General features: G+C 63.7%; 16 protein-coding genes and 1 pseudogene. 12 read left to right on the forward strand and 5 right to left on the reverse strand.

What is annotated here, in order from left to right:
• Positions 1 to 86 precede the first annotated feature (86 nt).
• From ligD to NKI19_RS05715, 6 genes are all read left to right on the forward strand, one after another.
• Positions 87 to 2,585, forward strand: coding sequence for a DNA ligase D (gene ligD, locus NKI19_RS05690; protein ID WP_352564223.1), 2,499 nt, complete (start codon positions 87 to 89; stop codon positions 2,583 to 2,585).
• A 233-nt stretch (positions 2,586 to 2,818) separates the two neighbouring features.
• Positions 2,819 to 3,733 carry a non-homologous end joining protein Ku gene (gene ku, locus NKI19_RS05695; RefSeq protein WP_352564225.1) on the forward strand — a complete coding sequence of 305 codons (915 nt, stop codon included), beginning with the start codon at positions 2,819 to 2,821 and terminating at the stop codon, positions 3,731 to 3,733.
• Entirely contained in the window at positions 3,730 to 4,836 is a 1,107-nt protein-coding gene (locus tag NKI19_RS05700; RefSeq protein WP_352564227.1) for a tetratricopeptide repeat protein, read from the forward strand. The genes ku and NKI19_RS05700 overlap by 4 nt, the downstream gene beginning before the upstream one ends.
• A gap of 5 nt (positions 4,837 to 4,841) precedes the next feature.
• Entirely contained in the window at positions 4,842 to 5,522 is a 681-nt protein-coding gene (locus tag NKI19_RS05705) for a hypothetical protein (protein ID WP_352564229.1), read from the forward strand.
• Positions 5,523 to 5,558: 36 nt separating this feature from the next.
• Positions 5,559 to 6,206, forward strand: coding sequence for an alpha/beta hydrolase family protein (locus NKI19_RS05710; RefSeq protein WP_352564230.1), 648 nt, complete (start codon positions 5,559 to 5,561; stop codon positions 6,204 to 6,206).
• Between the two features lie 9 nt (positions 6,207 to 6,215).
• Positions 6,216 to 6,986: an exodeoxyribonuclease III gene (locus NKI19_RS05715; RefSeq protein WP_352564232.1), complete on the forward strand. Its 771-nt coding sequence runs from the start codon at positions 6,216 to 6,218 to the stop codon at positions 6,984 to 6,986.
• A gap of 37 nt (positions 6,987 to 7,023) precedes the next feature.
• On the opposite strand, the gene NKI19_RS05720 is transcribed toward NKI19_RS05715, so the two are convergent.
• The 3 genes from NKI19_RS05720 to NKI19_RS05730 all read right to left on the reverse strand — a co-directional run bounded on the left by NKI19_RS05720 (position 7,024) and on the right by NKI19_RS05730 (position 8,560).
• Complete coding sequence (locus NKI19_RS05720; RefSeq protein ID WP_352564233.1) at positions 7,024 to 7,488, reverse strand: GFA family protein; 465 nt, start codon at positions 7,486 to 7,488, stop codon at positions 7,024 to 7,026.
• A gap of 93 nt (positions 7,489 to 7,581) precedes the next feature.
• Positions 7,582 to 7,785, reverse strand: coding sequence for a tautomerase family protein (locus NKI19_RS05725; RefSeq protein ID WP_352564235.1), 204 nt, complete (start codon positions 7,783 to 7,785; stop codon positions 7,582 to 7,584).
• Between the two features lie 34 nt (positions 7,786 to 7,819).
• On the reverse strand, positions 7,820 to 8,560 hold the full coding sequence (locus NKI19_RS05730; RefSeq protein ID WP_352564236.1) for an SDR family oxidoreductase: 741 nt from the start codon (positions 8,558 to 8,560) through the stop codon (positions 7,820 to 7,822).
• 100 nt (positions 8,561 to 8,660) lie between these two features.
• Between NKI19_RS05730 and NKI19_RS05735 the strand changes: the two are divergent.
• From NKI19_RS05735 to NKI19_RS05745, 3 genes and pseudogenes are all read left to right on the forward strand, one after another.
• Positions 8,661 to 9,565, forward strand: a pseudogene (locus tag NKI19_RS05735) (LysR family transcriptional regulator).
• A gap of 210 nt (positions 9,566 to 9,775) precedes the next feature.
• The gene (locus tag NKI19_RS05740; RefSeq protein ID WP_352564238.1) at positions 9,776 to 10,198 is read left to right on the forward strand and encodes a hypothetical protein; all 423 of its coding nucleotides are present in this window, start codon (positions 9,776 to 9,778) and stop codon (positions 10,196 to 10,198) included.
• A gap of 105 nt (positions 10,199 to 10,303) precedes the next feature.
• Complete coding sequence (locus tag NKI19_RS05745; RefSeq protein ID WP_352564240.1) at positions 10,304 to 11,926, forward strand: ABC-F family ATP-binding cassette domain-containing protein; 1,623 nt, start codon at positions 10,304 to 10,306, stop codon at positions 11,924 to 11,926.
• Positions 11,927 to 11,987: 61 nt separating this feature from the next.
• On the opposite strand, the gene NKI19_RS05750 is transcribed toward NKI19_RS05745, so the two are convergent.
• On the reverse strand, positions 11,988 to 12,419 hold the full coding sequence (locus NKI19_RS05750) for an SAM-dependent methyltransferase (protein ID WP_352564242.1): 432 nt from the start codon (positions 12,417 to 12,419) through the stop codon (positions 11,988 to 11,990).
• Between the two features lie 126 nt (positions 12,420 to 12,545).
• Here NKI19_RS05750 and NKI19_RS05755 point away from each other — a divergent pair, with 126 nt between their 5' ends.
• From NKI19_RS05755 to NKI19_RS05765, 3 genes are all read left to right on the forward strand, one after another.
• Positions 12,546 to 12,716: a hypothetical protein gene (locus NKI19_RS05755; RefSeq protein WP_352564244.1), complete on the forward strand. Its 171-nt coding sequence runs from the start codon at positions 12,546 to 12,548 to the stop codon at positions 12,714 to 12,716.
• A gap of 213 nt (positions 12,717 to 12,929) precedes the next feature.
• Positions 12,930 to 14,030, forward strand: a complete 1,101-nt coding sequence (locus tag NKI19_RS05760) for a KamA family radical SAM protein (RefSeq protein WP_352564527.1) — start codon at positions 12,930 to 12,932, stop codon at positions 14,028 to 14,030.
• Between the two features lie 356 nt (positions 14,031 to 14,386).
• A complete protein-coding gene (locus NKI19_RS05765) occupies positions 14,387 to 15,211 on the forward strand; it encodes a hypothetical protein (RefSeq protein WP_352564246.1) in 825 nt (274 codons plus the stop codon).
• Here the strand turns inward: NKI19_RS05765 and yghU are convergent.
• Positions 15,208 to 16,095, reverse strand: coding sequence for a glutathione-dependent disulfide-bond oxidoreductase (yghU, locus tag NKI19_RS05770; RefSeq protein WP_352564248.1), 888 nt, complete (start codon positions 16,093 to 16,095; stop codon positions 15,208 to 15,210). The two genes, NKI19_RS05765 and yghU, sit on opposite strands and share 4 nt — an antisense overlap.
• Positions 16,096 to 16,269: the final 174 nt, after the last annotated feature.

The following is a 16,269-nucleotide window of genomic DNA, read 5'->3' on the forward strand; positions in this document are numbered from 1 at the left end:
GGATCCATGCCGTGACATTGGAGCGCCGCTGCGATGGGATTTTGATGCCGCGCTCGTTGCTTTTACCCATCACCCGCGCCTAGTCCATGCCAGCTCCTTCGAAGCTCAAGGCCTATCGCGCCAAGCGCGAGTTCACGAGGACGCCGGAACCAGCCGGCGGTCTGGTTGCCGGTGAAGGCAATCGTTTCGTCGTCCACAAGCATCACGCCACCGCCGATCACTACGATCTGCGCCTGCAGGTCGGCGACGTGCTGAAGAGCTGGGCGGTGCCGCGCGGCCCGTCGCTCAATCCCGCCGACAAAAGGCTGGCGGTCGAGACCGAGGACCATCCGCTCGAATATATCGACTTCGAAGGTGTCATTCCCGAAGGCGAATATGGCGGCGGGCCGATGATCGTCTGGGATACCGGCGTCTGGGCGCCGATGGACGATGTCGAAAAGAGTTTGCGCACCGGTTCCTTCAAGTTCAGGCTCGCCGGTGAGAAGCTGAATGGCGGCTGGATGCTGACGCGGCTGAAACCGAAGCCCGGCGAGGATGAGGGCAAGAAGAACTGGCTGCTGTTCAAGGAGCGTGATCTCGCCGCCGACGCCACACTCGACATATTGGAAGCCCGCCCGGAAAGCGTCAAATCCGGACGCCGCATCGAGGAGCTGGTGGCAGCGCCGAAGCCTGCCGCCAAACCTGCCAGGCCGATGGTGCTGAAACCCGGCGCTTTGCCGGGCGCCGTCAAGGCGGCGCCGCCTTCCCGGATCGAGCCGCAGTTGGCTACGCAGGTTCCGAAGCCGCCGGGCGGCGATGACCCCGCCGCCCGAACGGGCGAAGCCTGGCTGCACGAGATCAAGTTCGACGGCTACCGCACCATGGCGCATGTTTCCGACGGGAAGGTCAGGCTGATCACCCGCGCCGGCCTCGACTGGACGAAGCGCTATGGCGACCTGCCGCTTGCATTCGCCAGGCTGCCGTGCCGCGAGGCGATCATCGACGGCGAGGTCGTCGCGCTCGACGCCAAGGGCATCAGTCGCTTTGCGCTTTTGCAAGACGCGCTCGCCGAAGGCGCCGGCAACAAGCTCCACTTCTACGCCTTCGACCTTCTCTATCTCGACGGCTGGGACTTGAGACAAGCGCCGCTCCGCCGGCGCAAGGCGCTGCTTTCGCAACTGCTGTCCGGTCTCGGCGCCAATTCGGCCATCCAGCTCAGCGATCATGTCGAGCGCGACGGCCAGGCACTTTATGACCAGGCATCCGAGATGGGGCTCGAGGGTGTCGTCTCCAAGCGCGCCACGGCAATCTACCAGAGCGGCCGTACCAAGACCTGGACCAAGACCAAGGCGCTCCAGACCGGCGACTTCGTCATCGCCGGCTACACGATCTCCGCTGCGGCAGAGGGGTTGGCTGCACTTGGCCTCGGCGAATTCGAGGACGGCGAACTGCATTATCGCGGCAAGGTCGGCACCGGCTTCGATGCCGCGACCGCAGGCGAATTGCTGGCGCGGCTGGAGCCATTGCGGGCCGGTGCATCCGCGCCCGAAGGGGTTCCCCGCGAAATCATGCGCGAGATGAACTGGGTGCGGCCGCTGCTCTCGGCGCATATCCACTACGCCAACCGGACCACCGACAATGCGCTGCGCCATGCCGTGTTCCGCGGCCTGCGCGACGTCGGCCTGTCGACGCCGGTTTCGGCCAAGCGCAAGCGGCTGATCGCCGAGGCCGATCTCGCCACAATCTGGGTGACCAACCCGACGCGGCGGCTGTTCGGCAAGACCGGCCCGACCAAGCTCGACATCGCCGTCTATTACGCGCTGGTCGGCGATTTCATGCTGCCGCATATCCTTGGCCGGCCGGTATCGCTGGTGCGCTGCCCGACCGGCAAGCCGCAGGACTGTTTTTTCCAGCGCCATGCCTTCACCGGCATGCCGTCCTCGGTGGCGACCTTCGAGGCGACCAATTCGGAGGGCGAGACCAAATCCTACCTCTCGGTGGAAGACGCCAAGGGCTATCTGGCTCTGGCGCAGTTCGGCGTCGTCGAGTTCCACACCTGGGGCACCCATCGCACGCGGCTCGACAAGCCCGATTTGATCGTGTTCGACCTCGACCCGGGCGAGGGGATCGCCTGGCGCGAGGTGGTGGAGGCGGCGGTGCATATCAAGGGCGAGCTGGAAGCGCTAGGACTGGTGCCGTTCGCCAAGACCTCCGGCGGCCACGGCATCCACATCACCGTGCCGGTCACGCAAAAGCAGAACTGGAAGAAACTGCACCAGGCGACCAGCGCCATCTCCACGCATCTTGCCGCCACCGCGCCCGACACTTTCACCACCACCATGGGCAAGGACAACCGCAAGCGACGCATCTTCATCGATTATCATCGCAATGCGCGCGGCCACACTTCGGCGGCTCCCTATTCGCTGCGCGCGCGCACCAATTTGCCGGCCTCGACGCCGGTGAGCTGGAGCGATCTGGCGACCATCGACGCTCCGCAGGATCTGAATTACTCGTCGCTGCCGGGCCTGCTGGCGACGTCAGGCGATCCCTGGGCCGACATGGAAGATTTCGCCCGGGATTTGCCGGTGATAACCACCGCGAGGTAGTCCGGCGGGCGCCGCCCCAGACTCCGGCCCAGACTCCATCGACGCTCCGGAAAATTTGAATTATTCTTCGCCACGGACCTCTTGCCTGCAGGCGGCTCTCAGCGGAGGAAGATTTCGCTAGGGATTTGCCGGTATTGTAAGGGTCAATGTAGGATTTCGGCAGCCCCGTTCGTCCTCCGGACGAACGAATGCTGCGAACAGTTCGACAGCACAAGGCCGCGTAGGAGTATTTCATGGCGCCCAGGGCAAGTTGGAAAGGTTACCTCAAGCTCAGTCTGGTCAGCTGTCCGGTCCGGCTCTATCCGGCGACGAGCGCCAGCGAGCGCATCAGCTTCAACCAGCTGCACAAGAAGACGCACAACCGCATCAACATGAAGCCGGTCGACCCCGAGCTCGGGCTGGTCGAGCGTTCGGACCTGGTCAAGGGCTACGAATACGAGGACAAGCAGTACATCATCATCGAGGACTCCGATCTCGATGCGGTGCGCATCGAATCCAACCATACGATGAACATCGAGGCCTTTGTCGACGAGCATTCGGTCGACGTCATCTATCAGGATGCGCCCTATTACCTGGCGCCGGACGGCGCAATGGCCGAGGAGACCTTCGCCGTGCTGCGCGAAGCGATGCGCAAATCCGGCAAGCTGGCGATCGCCCGCCTGGTGCTGTCCAGCCGCGAGCGCGTGGTGACGATCGGCGCGCGCGAGAACGGCATGTTCGTCTGCACCTTGAGGAATCCGAACGAAGTGCGTGGCACGGCTGAATATTTCGGCAATATCCCGGCCGGAAATCCAGATCCTGAAATGCTGCAATTGGCCGAAGCGCTGATCAAGCAGAAGGAAACCACCTTCGATCCGAAGAATTACGAGGACCGCTACGAGATCGCGCTGATGGCGATGATCCGCGAGAAGCTCAAGGGCCACAAGCCGATCATCGCGGCGGCGCCTGAGCGCGGCAATGTCATCAATCTCATGGATGCGCTGAAGGCGAGCCTGTCGCAGTCGGCCAAGCCGCCGGCCAAGTCGAAGAGCAAGGCAGACGACGCGGCGAAGCCCGCAGCGAAATCCGCGAAGGCTGGCGCCGGCGCGGCTAAGGAAAATCCGCTCAAGGCCAATTTGCTCAAGGCCGTCGGCAAGAGCAAAGGGTGACAGCGCCTACCGGTATAACCTCCGGCACCATCTTCGGCATCGTCGGGGCGCTGGCGGCGTTTCCACTTCGGCTGGCCGCGCGCGAGGTTGAGCGCCAGCAGGGCCAGTTGCGGCGCGGCGTCAACAGGCGCACCACCCATGTCGTGTTCGGCCGCTTGCATCTCGCCAAGGCCGGGGATGCCGAGATCGAACGCCGTATCGCGGCCGAGCGCGCGGCCGGGCGTAAGCTGGTCAGCGAGAACGGATTTCTGCGCCTGCTCGGGCTGATGAAGGCGCCGGAGGCTTCGGCGCTCTCGCGGCAGTCGCTCATCGACCAGTCGCGGCTTGCCGCCGCCGATCTCGACCTCTTGTCGCTTTTCGATGCCTTCGAGCATGATGGCGAGCCCTATTCCTTCCGCGATTTGATCCTCGCCCGCAAATATGCCGGGCTGATTGCCGGCGGCGCTTCGTGGGGGGCGATCGCGCGCTCGGTGCACCGCTCCGGTCCGGTCGCCTCGCTCACCGCCAAGTCACTCAATGTCGGCTCGCAGCATGGGCGCGCCGATGCGATCTATCTCGAGGGCGGCCAGAGCGAACTCGACGGGCAATTGCTGTTCGACTTGGGATCGCCCGATGACGACACGCTGGAGGAACTCTTCGCCGACGCCGAGGCGGCGGAGGAGGCTGAACACCACGAGCAGGCGGCGGCGCTCTACCAACGCTGCCTGGCCATCGATCCGAGCGATGCGATTGCCGCCTTCAACCGCGCCAACTGCCTGCGCGCCTCCGGCCATGCGGCCGAGGCGGCGCACGACTATGCCCGCGCGATCAAGCTCGACCCCGGCTTTGTCGAGGCCTGGTTCAATCTGGCCGGGCTGATGACCGAGCAGGGCCGCGAGGCGTCGGCGCGGCGGCATCTGCAAAAGGCGATCGCGCTCGACCAAAACTATGCCGACGCTGTGTTCAACCTCGCCCGGCTGGAGTTCGACGCCGGCAAGCTTGCCGAGGCACGGCGGAACTGGTCGCGCTATCTCGAGCTCGACGCCAGCTCCGAATGGGCGCGGATGGCTGCCAAGGGTATCCAGTTCGTCGATTTGCAACTGGCGCAGAAATCGGCGTCCTGACCCAGATGCTGGATTCAAAGACCATTCGAAAAACAGTTTCAGAAGAACTTCACTCGCGCCTTGGGGCGAAATGGTTCAAGCCGGACAGCAGCAGGCTCGTGGTCTTTTCAGCGGACAATCTGACGGACTTCAGCGTTGCGTTCGATTGCCATGCTGACCGCCGGTACGGAGAATATGACTGCTCACTCTCTGCCGTGTTCAAATGGAAGAAATTCGCCAAGTCATACAGAGATTTTAGCGCCTGGTATGAGGTTAAAGATCCAAGTTCAGCGCAGTTCAAAACTAGAAGTTCTGAGCAATTGAACGCACAATTCCTCGGAGTTGCCTTCGATAGGATTGACGGAAATTTTTTATCTGGAGGTCGAGGCGCCTTCTGGGTTGCGAATGAACAGGACCTTGATGCGTTTATAGCCCAGTGCGTCGATGATTTGGATGGCAAGGTTGGCGAGTGGATCAAACGGTGGTTCACTTGGTCTTCGGCGCTGGATGTCATGAACGGTAACGAGCAGTTGTGCGGAACGTGGCGAGATCATGCTTACTTTTGCCTGCTGGAACAGGTTCATGGGCGTGAAGCGGCTTGCTCCTGGGTTGGCGGTCTCGATCGGGCAAACTGGCCCGAATATCAGACGGCCCAGATCGAGTATCTGCAGTCACAGATTTGTAACGTGAGTGCAGCGCGGCCATAGTCGTTGCGGGCCTACCTTTCTGGAGTTCGAAGCCCGATGCCAACCGCCTTCCTCTTCGACGGCGACGAACACGCCCCCGCCACCATCCTGCTCGCCCACGGCGCCGGGGCGCCGATGGACTCGGCTTCGATGACCGCCACGGCCAAGGCGCTCGCCACTGCGGGCTTTCGCGTTGCGCGCTTTGAATTCCACTACATGGCGGCCCGCCGCTATGGCCACCGCAAGCCGCCGCCGCGCGCCGAGACGGTTAACCCGGAATACGTCAAGGCGATCGCCGACCTCCGGGCGAAGGGCGTGACGGGTCCGCTGATCGTCGGCGGCAAGTCGATGGGCGGACGCGTCGCTTCGATGATCGCCGACGAGATGTTTTCGAAGGGCGAGATCTCGGGCCTGCTTTGCCTTGGCTACCCTTTCCATCCGCCGGGCAAACCGACGCAGCTTCGGACAAAACACCTCGCCGATCTCAAAACGCCGACATTGATCTTCCAAGGCACGCGCGACGAGTTCGGGACCAAAGACGAGGTCGCGACCTATGCTCTGTCCGACGCAATCGAGATTTTCTGGCTGGAAGACGGCGACCACGATCTGAAGCCGCGCAAAAACATCTCCGGTTTCTCCACCGCCGATCATCTGAAGACGCTCGCTGATGCGGTGAAAGCGTGGACCGAACGCATCGTGCGCTGAAGCAGGCCGATGAAGATCGCCACCTTCAACGTCAACAACATCAACAGCCGGCTGCCGAACCTGCTCGCATGGCTGGCCGCCGCCAAACCCGACATCGCCTGCCTGCAGGAGCTCAAGACCAGGCAGACGCAGTTTCCGCGCACCGCGCTGGCGGCCGCCGGCTACGGCGCGGTTTGGGTCGGGCAGCCGACCTGGAACGGCGTCGCCATCCTGTCGCGTGGCTCAGAACCCGTTCTGACCCGCGAGGCGCTGCCCGGCGACGATAGCGACCAGCAGGCGCGCTACATCGAAGCGGCGGTCAACGGTATCGTCGTCGCGTCGCTCTACGCGCCGAACGGCAACCCGCAGCCCGGCCCGAAGTTCCAGTACAAGCTGGCCTGGCACGAAAGGCTGGAGGCGCATGCGGCGCAGTTGCTCGACACCGGCCTGCCGGTGGTGCTGGCCGGCGACTACAACATCGTGCCCGAGCCGCGCGACATCTACCCGACCCGCTCCTATGACGACAACGCGCTGGTCCAGCCGGAAAGCCGCGCATCGTTCCAGCGGCTGCTCGACCAGGGCTGGCTTGACGCGCTGCGCAAGAAGCACCCGACGGAGACGCTCTACACATTCTGGGACTATCGCCGCAACCGCTGGCCGCGCGATGCCGGCCTGCGGCTCGACCATATCTTGCTCTCGAAGAAGCTGTCGCGCCGGCTGGTAACGGCGGGCATCGACCGCGACGTGCGTGGCGAGGTCGGCGCCAGCGACCACGCGCCTGTCTGGGTGGGGTTGCGGTGAGGCACGGAGGCTGGCGCTGCCTTCGGGCGGCAACCGGTCAGGTTGGCCGCGCCGCTTCGCGGGCGAACGCTTCAATCAAAGGGGCGTATCCCTCGAGGTCGGGCTGCGTAGCGAAACTGTGGCTAGCGGCGGTCGAAGCCCAGGGCAGCTTTTCCGACGTGAAGACTTCGACGAAAGGCACATACCAATGATGTTCGTCCAGCATGGTCGCACGAACGTTGACGAAAAAGTCCAGCCCATGCGGACGCGTGAACATCCAGTTCTTGCAATGCGGGCAATAGAGTTGCCGATGCGGGCCGTGCAGGCCGCCGACCACCGGCTTGCCTTGCGTTATGGCGAAACCGTCGCTGGGCACGGCGATGGTCAGGGAATACGCGCTGGCGCTCAGCTTCTGGCAGCCGGTGCAGTGACACGCCGTCGTCAGCAAAGGCGGGGCGCTGATGCGAAAGCGTATCCCGCCGCACAGGCAACCGCCGTCCCAAGGTAGTTTCCAATCGTCCATCGCTGGCCTCGCCTTAGCCTCTGCCAGCGATCTAGCGCGCGACCGCCAAGCTGCAATCTCTCCCTTGATGGTCCCAGAAGGGCATCGTCAGCTTCACGTCCTTCCCCCAGGAATCCTGAACACCACGTCGGCACGGCCGTAGCCGCCATCGGCTACCTCCTCGATCAGCACCATCGTGTAGGGGCGCACGCCTTCGCCGAACATCTCGACGAACAGGGCTGTGGTCTTGTGGACGAGGTCCTCCTTCTGTCCGACGGACAGCGCGCGCTCAGGCACCTTGAAATTTGCAAACGGCATGATGTCGATTTCCTGTTGGTTGTTGGAGGTAAAGTCAGACCGTGCCGCCATTGGCGCGCAGCACCTGGCCGTTGACCCAGCCACTGTCCGGTCCGGCGAGGAACGACACCACGGCGGCGATGTCGGTAGGCTGGCCGAGCCGCCCGAGCGGGATCATCCTGGTGATCGTCTCGACCAGTGCCTCGGACTTGCCTCCGAGGAACAGATCGGTGGCCACCGGCCCCGGCGCCACGACATTGACGGTGATGCCGCGCGGCCCGAGTTCCTTGGCCAGCACATGGGTCATCGCCTCGACGCCGGCTTTGGTGGCAGCGTAAACGCCGTAGGTCGGCTGGTAGAGCCCGACCACGCTGGACGAGAAGCTGATGATGCGGCCGCCCTCGCGCAGCCTTCTTGCGGCCTCGCGCATGCCGCGGAAGACGCCACCGAGATTCACCGCGACCTGCTGCTCGAAACCGGTGTCGTCCATCTGCGCGATCGGCGCGAGCTTCATGATGCCGGCATTGTTGACCAGCACGTCGAGGCCGCCAAAGGCCTGCTCGGCTGCGTCGAACAGATGCGCCGCGCCCTTGGGATCGCCGACATCGGCCTGGACGGCGATCGCCGTGCCGCCTGCCGCCTCGATCCCGCGCACCACGCCTTCGGCGGCTTCAGCACCCCTGGCATAGTTGACGACGACCGAAAAGCCGTCGCGTGCCAGCCTTCTGGCAATTTCGGCGCCGATACCCTTCGAGGCGCCGGTTACCAACGCCACCTTTCCATTCCGCGTAGTCATGTCAGCTCTCCAATTCTTCTCGGCTGAAAATAGTCGACAAATCCTGCGGGATAATCGCTCGGGACTTGCCAACACCATTCGGATATGGCGAACAATGGCGATGGACAGTCTCGACCGGATGCGCCTCCTTGCCCGTGTGATCGAGCGCGGCAGCTTCACCGCGGCGGCCGCCGATCTGTCGATGTCGCGATCGACCGCCACCGAGGCGATCAAGGAACTGGAGGCGCGGCTGGGGTGAGGCTGCTCGAACGCACCACGCGCCATGTCAGGCCGACATTGGACGGCCAGGCCTATTACCAGCGCTGCCTCGCCATCCTTGCCGATGTCGAGGATGCCGAGGCCGGCTTTCAATCGGCGCAGCCGCAGGGCCTTTTGAGGATCGACGTGCACGGCTTCATGGCCCGCCATTTCATCCTGCCGCGGCTCTCCGAATTCCTCGACAGCTACCCCGGGATCGACCTGCATATCGGCGACGGCGACCGGCTGGTCGATCTGGTGCGCGAGGGTGTCGACTGTGTGCTGCGTTCCGGCGAACAGGCCGACAGCGGCATGATCGTGCGGCGGGTGGCAACATTGCGCGAAGTCACCTGCGCCAGCCCCGCCTATCTCGAAAAGCACGGCATGCCGGCAACCCCCGACGATCTCGAAGGCCATCTGATGGTCGGCTTCCGCTCGTCGCGGACCGGCGAGGTCATGCCGCTCGAATTCACCGTCGGCGGCGCGTTGCGCTATATCAGCCTGCCCAGCCGGGTGACGGTCAACGGCTCCGACACGATGGCGGAGCTGGCGCGTCTCGGCTTCGGCCTGGTGCAGGCGCCGCATTACCGCTTCGCCGGGGATTTCGCACGCGGCACGCTTGTCGAAGTGCTGCCGGATTACCCGCCGTCGCCGACACCGCTGTCGGCGCTCTACCCACAGAACCGCCAACTCGCGCCGCGGGTACGCGTGTTCATCGACTGGGTGACCGCGATTTTTGGCGAGGATGGGACATCGGGCCGGGTATGATCGTCCGGGCCGCCGGCTACTTTGCGAAGGGCGATCGGACGAGATAGATATCACGCTTGGGTTTAGTGACAAGATCGGGACCGGGCGGCGAGCCGGTGCGACTTGAGGGCGGGCGCGCCGCCGGCCCCATGAGGTGACCGGCCGGATCGGGTGATGGTCCTGCTGCAACCAACGTGTTGACCGAATGCAGTAGCCAATAGGGAAGCTCCAGTGAGAAGATTTCTTATAGTCGGCGCGATCATGCTCGCAACTTACGGCGCCTCGCACGCCCAGACGGTGGACGAAGGCATCCACCGCGACGCGCATGGGCCGTCGACGATGTGCGGTTTTCACGGTGCTGACGCACTGGATCTGGTTGAGCAAGTGAGGGCGTCTCCAGCGTTGCGTCGGGTTGCTGCCTCATCGCGCTTCGAATTGTTCGTTTCTGCTGACGGGCTGACGCAGTGGAGTTTCACAAGGCCCACCGAACAGGCGTATCCCGCCATAACCTGCAATCGCCTCAGCAGGGACCGGCAGGGCAGTTTGTATCAAACACGGACTATGCGATGCGAAGCGGGTCGCCGGGCATGCGATGGGCTCTTTGCCGAGTTCCAGCAGCTGGACGAGCGATTCCGGCGGGCGATGCGCAAGTAGGGTTCAGACAATTTGGCGCGGGGCGCCTCACCAATTGCGGCTTCCGCAAGCGCGACCTATCGCGTATTGGCGCGGGAACTCTCCTTTGGCCTTCCCCGGAAAACCATGATTCGTCTCGAAAGCATCAGCAAACAGAACGGCCGCCAGATTGTCTTCATCGAAGCCTCCGCCGCCTTGCAGAAGGGCGAGAAGGTCGGGCTGGTCGGGCCTAACGGCGCCGGCAAGACGACGCTGTTTCGCATGATCAACGGCGAGGAGCAACCCGACGAAGGCCAGGTCTCGGTCGATCGCGGCGTCACCATCGGCTATTTCAGCCAGGATGTCGGCGACATGTCCGGCCGCAGCGCCGTTGCCGAGGTGATGGACGGCGCCGGGCCGGTGAGCGAAGTGGCGGCCGAGATGCGCGAGCTCGAGCATGCCATGGGCGATCCCGATCGCGCCGGTGAAATGGACGAGATCATCGCCCGCTACGGCGAGGCGCAGCATCGCTTCGAGGAGCTCGACGGTTACGCGCTGGATGGGCGTGCTCGCGAGGTGCTGGACGGGCTCGGCTTCAGCCAGGAGATGATGGACGGCGACGTCGGGAAACTCTCCGGCGGCTGGAAGATGCGCGTCGCGCTGGCCAGGATCCTTTTGATGCGGCCCGACGCCATGCTGCTCGACGAACCGAGCAACCATCTCGACCTGGAAAGCCTGATCTGGCTGGAGCAGTTCCTGAAGAACTATGACGGCGCGTTGCTGATGACCTCGCACGACCGCGAGTTCATGAACCGCATCGTCAACAAGGTGGTCGAGATCGACGGCGGTTCCCTGACCGCTTACTCCGGCAACTACGAATTCTACCAGCAGCAGCGGGCGATTGCCGACCGGCAGCAGCAGGCGCAGTTCGAGCGCCAGCAGGCGATGCTGGCCAAGGAGATCGCCTTTATCGAGCGCTTCAAGGCGCGTGCCTCGCATGCCGCCCAGGTGCAGAGCCGGGTGAAAAAGCTGGACAAGATCGACCGTGTCGAGCCGCCCAAGCGGCGCCAGAAGGTGTCGTTCGATTTCCAGCCGGCGCCGCGCTGCGGCGAGGACGTGGTGACGCTGAAGAACGTGCACAAGGGCTATGGCAGCCGCTCGATCTACGAGGGATTGGATTTTCAGGTGCGCCGCCGCGAGCGCTGGTGCATCATGGGCGTCAACGGCGCCGGCAAGTCGACGCTGCTGAAGCTGGTGGCTGGCGCTTCCGAGCCGGACAATGGCACGGTGGCGCGCGGGCCTAGCGTCAAGATGGGCTATTTCGCCCAGCACGCCATGGAAGTGCTGGAGGGCGAGCGCACCGTGTTCCAGACACTGGAAGAAGCATTTCCGCAGGCCGGTCAGGCGCCGCTCAGGGCACTGGCCGGCTGCTTCGGCTTTTCCGGCGACGAGATCGAGAAGAAATGCCGCGTGCTGTCGGGCGGCGAGAAGGCGCGGCTGGTGATGGCGTTGATGCTGTTCGACCCGCCCAATTTGCTGGTGCTGGACGAGCCGACCAACCACCTCGACATCGCCACCAAGGAGATGCTGATCACGGCGCTGTCGCAGTACGAGGGGACCATGCTGTTCGTCTCGCACGACCGCCATTTCCTGGCAGCGCTGTCGAACCGGGTGCTGGAACTGACGCCCGAGGGCATCCACACCTATGGCGGCGGCTATACCGAATATGTCGAGCGCACCGGGCAGGAGGCGCCGGGGTTGAGGAGCTGAGGCCGGGTCTGCCGCTCACGGTCACGTAGACGCTCGATTCCGGAGGCCAAGCACGAGCTGCTCAGCCATGTATCGCAATTTCGCGCAGCGGATCGCCGCCGTCGATGAACAGCCGGCCTTGAGCGGTCAACGCGGCCTTGAGCCGTTGCAGGGCGATTTTTCCTGCTTCGGGATGACGCCCGTCCAGCGCGCCGACGCGCACCGCAACGGCAATGTCGAAGTGCTTCTCGTCCGCCTCCAACACGAAATCCTCGATGGCGACCTGGCGAAGGCTCAGCCGGCCTGCCGCAATCTCGGCGCGTGAGGCGGCTCCGGCCTGCGCGATGGCCTTGGCCGAGCGGTCGATCGCCAGCACGTGCCCGCCGCCGATCCGGCGCGCGATCTCGCGCGCTGCAGCACCCGGTCCACAGCCGATCTCCAGCACTCGCATGCCCTGCCGCAAGGGCAGCGCATCGACGATCGCCAAAAGCCTTGGCGACAAGTCGTTCGCCATACGCTCTTCTCCAGCATTTTCGCGATCCGAGATTAGCGACCACGCCCGGCGACGGGAAGGCCGAGAGACGCGGGGCATTGCCGATGGGTTCAGCTGGTGTTTTGGGTACTGGTTGAGGAGGGGGGAATGATCGACATCGAAGAGGTCGACGATCCGGTCTCGACCGCGGGCGACCGGGCGGACCCCGAGCGGCCCGGCGTCGTTGACCTGAGGGGTAGGGAGGGAACTGGCGCCGAGCCTAACCGGTTGGGGGGTAGATCACCGGCCGTTTATGCGTATACGCTCAAGCTAATATAAGAGCAAGCTAATGTTTTGCGTCAGCGATGTGGGCGATTGTTCTGATCAGTGGCCGGTTGTGGCTTCCTTCCGCGCCCTCCAACCCGGCCAAACACCGTTTATTGCCTTCATGTCCCGGCTCCGATGCTGTACCCCGGCCCGAAATTCAAGGAGCCTGCGATGACCTCACAACCCGACATCCCCGACGCCGGCATGGCGGTCGATGCGGCCGGCATGGCAGCCGATGACCGGTGCGCTCGCGAGGCGGATGCCGCATGGCAGGACGATGTTCGCGAGGGCGTGCGGCATATAGGCGATCTGGATTCGCTGCCGCTGTCGCCAGCCGAGCGGGCGGCGGCCGAAGCCGCGGCCACGCGCCACAAGGTTCGCATTCCCAAGTCCTATCTCGACCTGATCGACTGGAACGACCCCGCCGATCCGATACGGCTTCAGGTCATCCCGTCGCCCGACGAACTGGCGGAGCAGGAGGGCGAGCTCGACGATCCGATCGCCGACCACGCCTTCAGTCCCGTGCCGAGATTGACGCATCGACATGCCGACCGGGTTCTGTTGTTCCCGACCTATCAATGCGCGGTCTATTGCCGGTTCTGCTTCCGCAAGGAGCAGCTGACCTCGATCGGCCGCGGCTATACGCGCGAAGCTCTCGATGAAGCCTTCGCATATATCGCGGCCCATCCGGAAATCCGCGAGGTGATCCTGACCGGTGGCGACCCGCTGTCCTTGCCGGATAAGGCGCTGGCGGAAATCCGTGCCCGCGTCGAGGCGATCCAGCATGTGCGGCTGTTGCGCATCCACACTCGCGTGCCCGTCGCGCTGCCGTCGCGCGTCACCGGCGGGCTGGTTCAAGCCCTGCAAGGCCGGCTGATGGTCACCGTCGTCACCCATTTCAACCACCCACGCGAAATCACCGAGGCGACTGAGCGGGCCTGCCGCACGTTGCGGCAGGGCGGCTTCGTGCTGCTGAACCAGAGCGTTCTGCTGAAAGGCGTGAACGACACGGTGGAGGTGCTGGAAGAGCTGTGCCGCGAGCTGATGTATCGCCTTGGCGTCAAACCCTATTACCTGCACCACGGTGATCTCGTGCGCGGCATGGCGCACCGGCGCACCACGATCGCCGAGGGCCAGGCGCTGGTCAGCGCCTTGCGTGCGCGCCTGTCGGGCATCTGCAATCCCGTCTACGTGCTGGACCTGCCGGACGGCGGAGGGAAAGTGCCGCTCGGCCAGTCCTATCTCGAGGCCCGGGAGGGGGAGACGTGGCGGATACGTGGCCAGGATGGGGCGGTGCGGGCGTACGGGGAGATTGCTGGGGAGTAGGAGGACGCGCAGCCGCCGAACGGTCGAGGTCGCGTTCAGCTTATGTAGTAATGTCCCATATAGATATCATGGTCTAGACAGGACATGTTCGGTTCTGGGAATGTGCATTGGACGTTCCGCTAGTTTAGTCAACTAATATATATCGCCCAACTGATGTCGTCGTTTTTGGGCTAGTGGGAAAACCTGCCTGCTGCTTGTAAGACGGTGCCTAAGGCCACATTTTACAACCGGCTGGCAAGCTCGCTTTTGTTGATGTCAGCCTAAATCCGGCTGGTGTTTTCGATGGGGCGCTGAGGCTATAAAGCTGTTCAACCGTGCGGTATCGAGGTGCGCGTCGGCCGGTCGAAGAGGGGATGATGGCCATCGACGGAACGCCAAACGTGATCTTGCTGATCGGCAGCGCCCCCGATGTGGTGCGCTGCGCGGCCTGGCCCAAGCAGGCCTTCGGCAAGATCGTGGCCATCAACAACGCCTGGCGCGTGCGCCCTGACTGGGATTTCCTCGTCCATGCCGGCGATTTCCCGGCGGAGCGGATGCCGCAAGGCGATCCCCTGCAGCAGGCGCAGATCTTCAGCGCCTCGCATTACGTGCCGGCACAAAACAGCTTTGGCGGCTTCGTCTATGCCGGCGCCACCATGTCGATGACGGCGGCCTACTGGACGATCCACAGCCAGAAGCCGGACGTGCTGGCATTCCTTGGCTGCGACATGATCTACGACCAGCCCGGCAACACGCATTTTTACGGCGTCGGCCGCGCCGATCCGCTGCGCAACGACGTCACCCTGCGCAACCTCGAGGCGAAGTCGGCCCGCCTGCTCATCCATGCGCTCCGGCGCGGCTGCCTGTGCGTCAACCTATCCGACCTGCCGCGCAGCCGGCTGATCTTCCCGCGGCTGATGCTCGATGACCTCGGCGCGCTTTCTTCCTTGCAGCTTTCGGAAATGAAGGCGGAGATGCTTGCCGGGCTGCGGCTCGATCTGGCGGAGGAGGCCGACAGGATCGAGAAGGAACTCGGCTATTTCTTCGAGGACGGCATGTACTGGAAGCACCTCGACAAACTCGACGAGAAATTCCTGGCCAGCATCGACCGGCTGTGGATGGCGGCGGTGGAGACGGGCCAGCCGAAACTGCCAATCTCCCCCACGAGGGGGCGAGATCAGCAGTTTCAGTCGTCCGCTTAGCTTTTGGCCGCCGCGAGCTTGTCTTGCGTCTTCGTCTCGAAATCGCTGGCGTCATGGCGCTCGTGCAGTTGCATCGAAGGCTCGCCGAAGGTGCGGTTGACCATGCGGCCGCGCCTGACCGCCGGCCGCGCGTCGATGGCGTCGGCCCAGCGCTGCACGTTCTTGTACTGCTCCACCTGCAGGAACTCGCCGGAATCGTCATACATACGGCCCTTGGCCAGCCCGCCGTACCAGGGCCACACCGCAATGTCGGCAATCGTGTAGTCGCTGCCGCCGAGATACTCGCTTTCGGCGAGGCGCCGGTCGAGCACGTCCATCTGCCGCTTGGTTTCCATGGCGAAGCGGTCGATGGCATATTCGATCTTCGTCGGCGCATAGACGTAGAAATGGCCGAAGCCGCCGCCGAGATAGGGCGCGGAGCCCATTTGCCAGAACAGCCATGACAGGGTCTCGGCGCGAGCCGGCTGCTCCGTCGGCAGGAATTCGCCGAATTTTTCGGCGAGATAGAGCAGGATCGAACCGGATTCGAAGATGCGGACCGGCTTTTTCCCACTGCGGTCCATCATGGCCGGGATCTTCGAGTTGGGGTTGACCTCGACGAAGCCGCTGCCGAACTGGTCGCCGTCGTTGATCCTGATAAGCCAGGCGTCGTATTCGGCGCCGCTGTGGCCGAGCGCCAGAAGTTCCTCCAGCATGATCGTCACCTTGACGCCGTTCGGTGTCGCCAGCGAATAAAGCTGCAGCGGATGCTTGCCGACCGGCAGCTCCTTGTCATGCGTCGGGCCGGCGATCGGCCGGTTGATGCTGGCGAAGGCGCCGCCATTTGGCTTGTTCCAGGTCCAGACTTTTGGCGGCGTGTATTGGTCCGTTGCGTAGTCGTTCATTTGGGAGGCCTTTGGAAGGGTTGGGTTGGGAGGATATCAGAGCATCCACTTGGGTAATGGCGGAGGAACTTTGCATAGGGCAGCTTCGGATAGCCGTAGGTACAGATAGGGCTGCCGGCGCTGTTGCAAAACCCCGGCGCGAACGGCGCGGCGCCGGCCCCTTGCGCCTGATCA

The sequence above is a fragment of the Mesorhizobium sp. M0751 genome, from assembly GCF_040320265.1.
Lineage (GTDB): Bacteria > Pseudomonadota > Alphaproteobacteria > Rhizobiales > Rhizobiaceae > Mesorhizobium.

Excerpts from the sequence above, each read along its gene's own strand:
- ligD (WP_352564223.1), top strand. The coding sequence starts at position 87 with ATGCCAGCTCCTTCGAAGCTCAAGGCCTATCGCGCCAAGCGCGAGTTC.
- ku (WP_352564225.1), top strand. The coding sequence starts at position 2,819 with ATGGCGCCCAGGGCAAGTTGGAAAGGTTACCTCAAGCTCAGTCTGGTC.
- NKI19_RS05705 (WP_352564229.1), top strand. The coding sequence starts at position 4,842 with ATGCTGGATTCAAAGACCATTCGAAAAACAGTTTCAGAAGAACTTCAC.
- NKI19_RS05710 (WP_352564230.1), top strand. The coding sequence starts at position 5,559 with ATGCCAACCGCCTTCCTCTTCGACGGCGACGAACACGCCCCCGCCACC.
- NKI19_RS05715 (WP_352564232.1), top strand. The coding sequence starts at position 6,216 with ATGAAGATCGCCACCTTCAACGTCAACAACATCAACAGCCGGCTGCCG.
- NKI19_RS05720 (WP_352564233.1), bottom strand. The coding sequence starts at position 7,488 with ATGGACGATTGGAAACTACCTTGGGACGGCGGTTGCCTGTGCGGCGGG.
- NKI19_RS05725 (WP_352564235.1), bottom strand. The coding sequence starts at position 7,785 with ATGCCGTTTGCAAATTTCAAGGTGCCTGAGCGCGCGCTGTCCGTCGGA.
- NKI19_RS05730 (WP_352564236.1), bottom strand. The coding sequence starts at position 8,560 with ATGACTACGCGGAATGGAAAGGTGGCGTTGGTAACCGGCGCCTCGAAG.
- NKI19_RS05745 (WP_352564240.1), top strand. The coding sequence starts at position 10,304 with ATGATTCGTCTCGAAAGCATCAGCAAACAGAACGGCCGCCAGATTGTC.
- NKI19_RS05750 (WP_352564242.1), bottom strand. The coding sequence starts at position 12,419 with ATGGCGAACGACTTGTCGCCAAGGCTTTTGGCGATCGTCGATGCGCTG.
- NKI19_RS05755 (WP_352564244.1), top strand. The coding sequence starts at position 12,546 with ATGATCGACATCGAAGAGGTCGACGATCCGGTCTCGACCGCGGGCGAC.
- NKI19_RS05760 (WP_352564527.1), top strand. The coding sequence starts at position 12,930 with ATGGCAGCCGATGACCGGTGCGCTCGCGAGGCGGATGCCGCATGGCAG.
- NKI19_RS05765 (WP_352564246.1), top strand. The coding sequence starts at position 14,387 with ATGGCCATCGACGGAACGCCAAACGTGATCTTGCTGATCGGCAGCGCC.
- yghU (WP_352564248.1), bottom strand. The coding sequence starts at position 16,095 with ATGAACGACTACGCAACGGACCAATACACGCCGCCAAAAGTCTGGACC.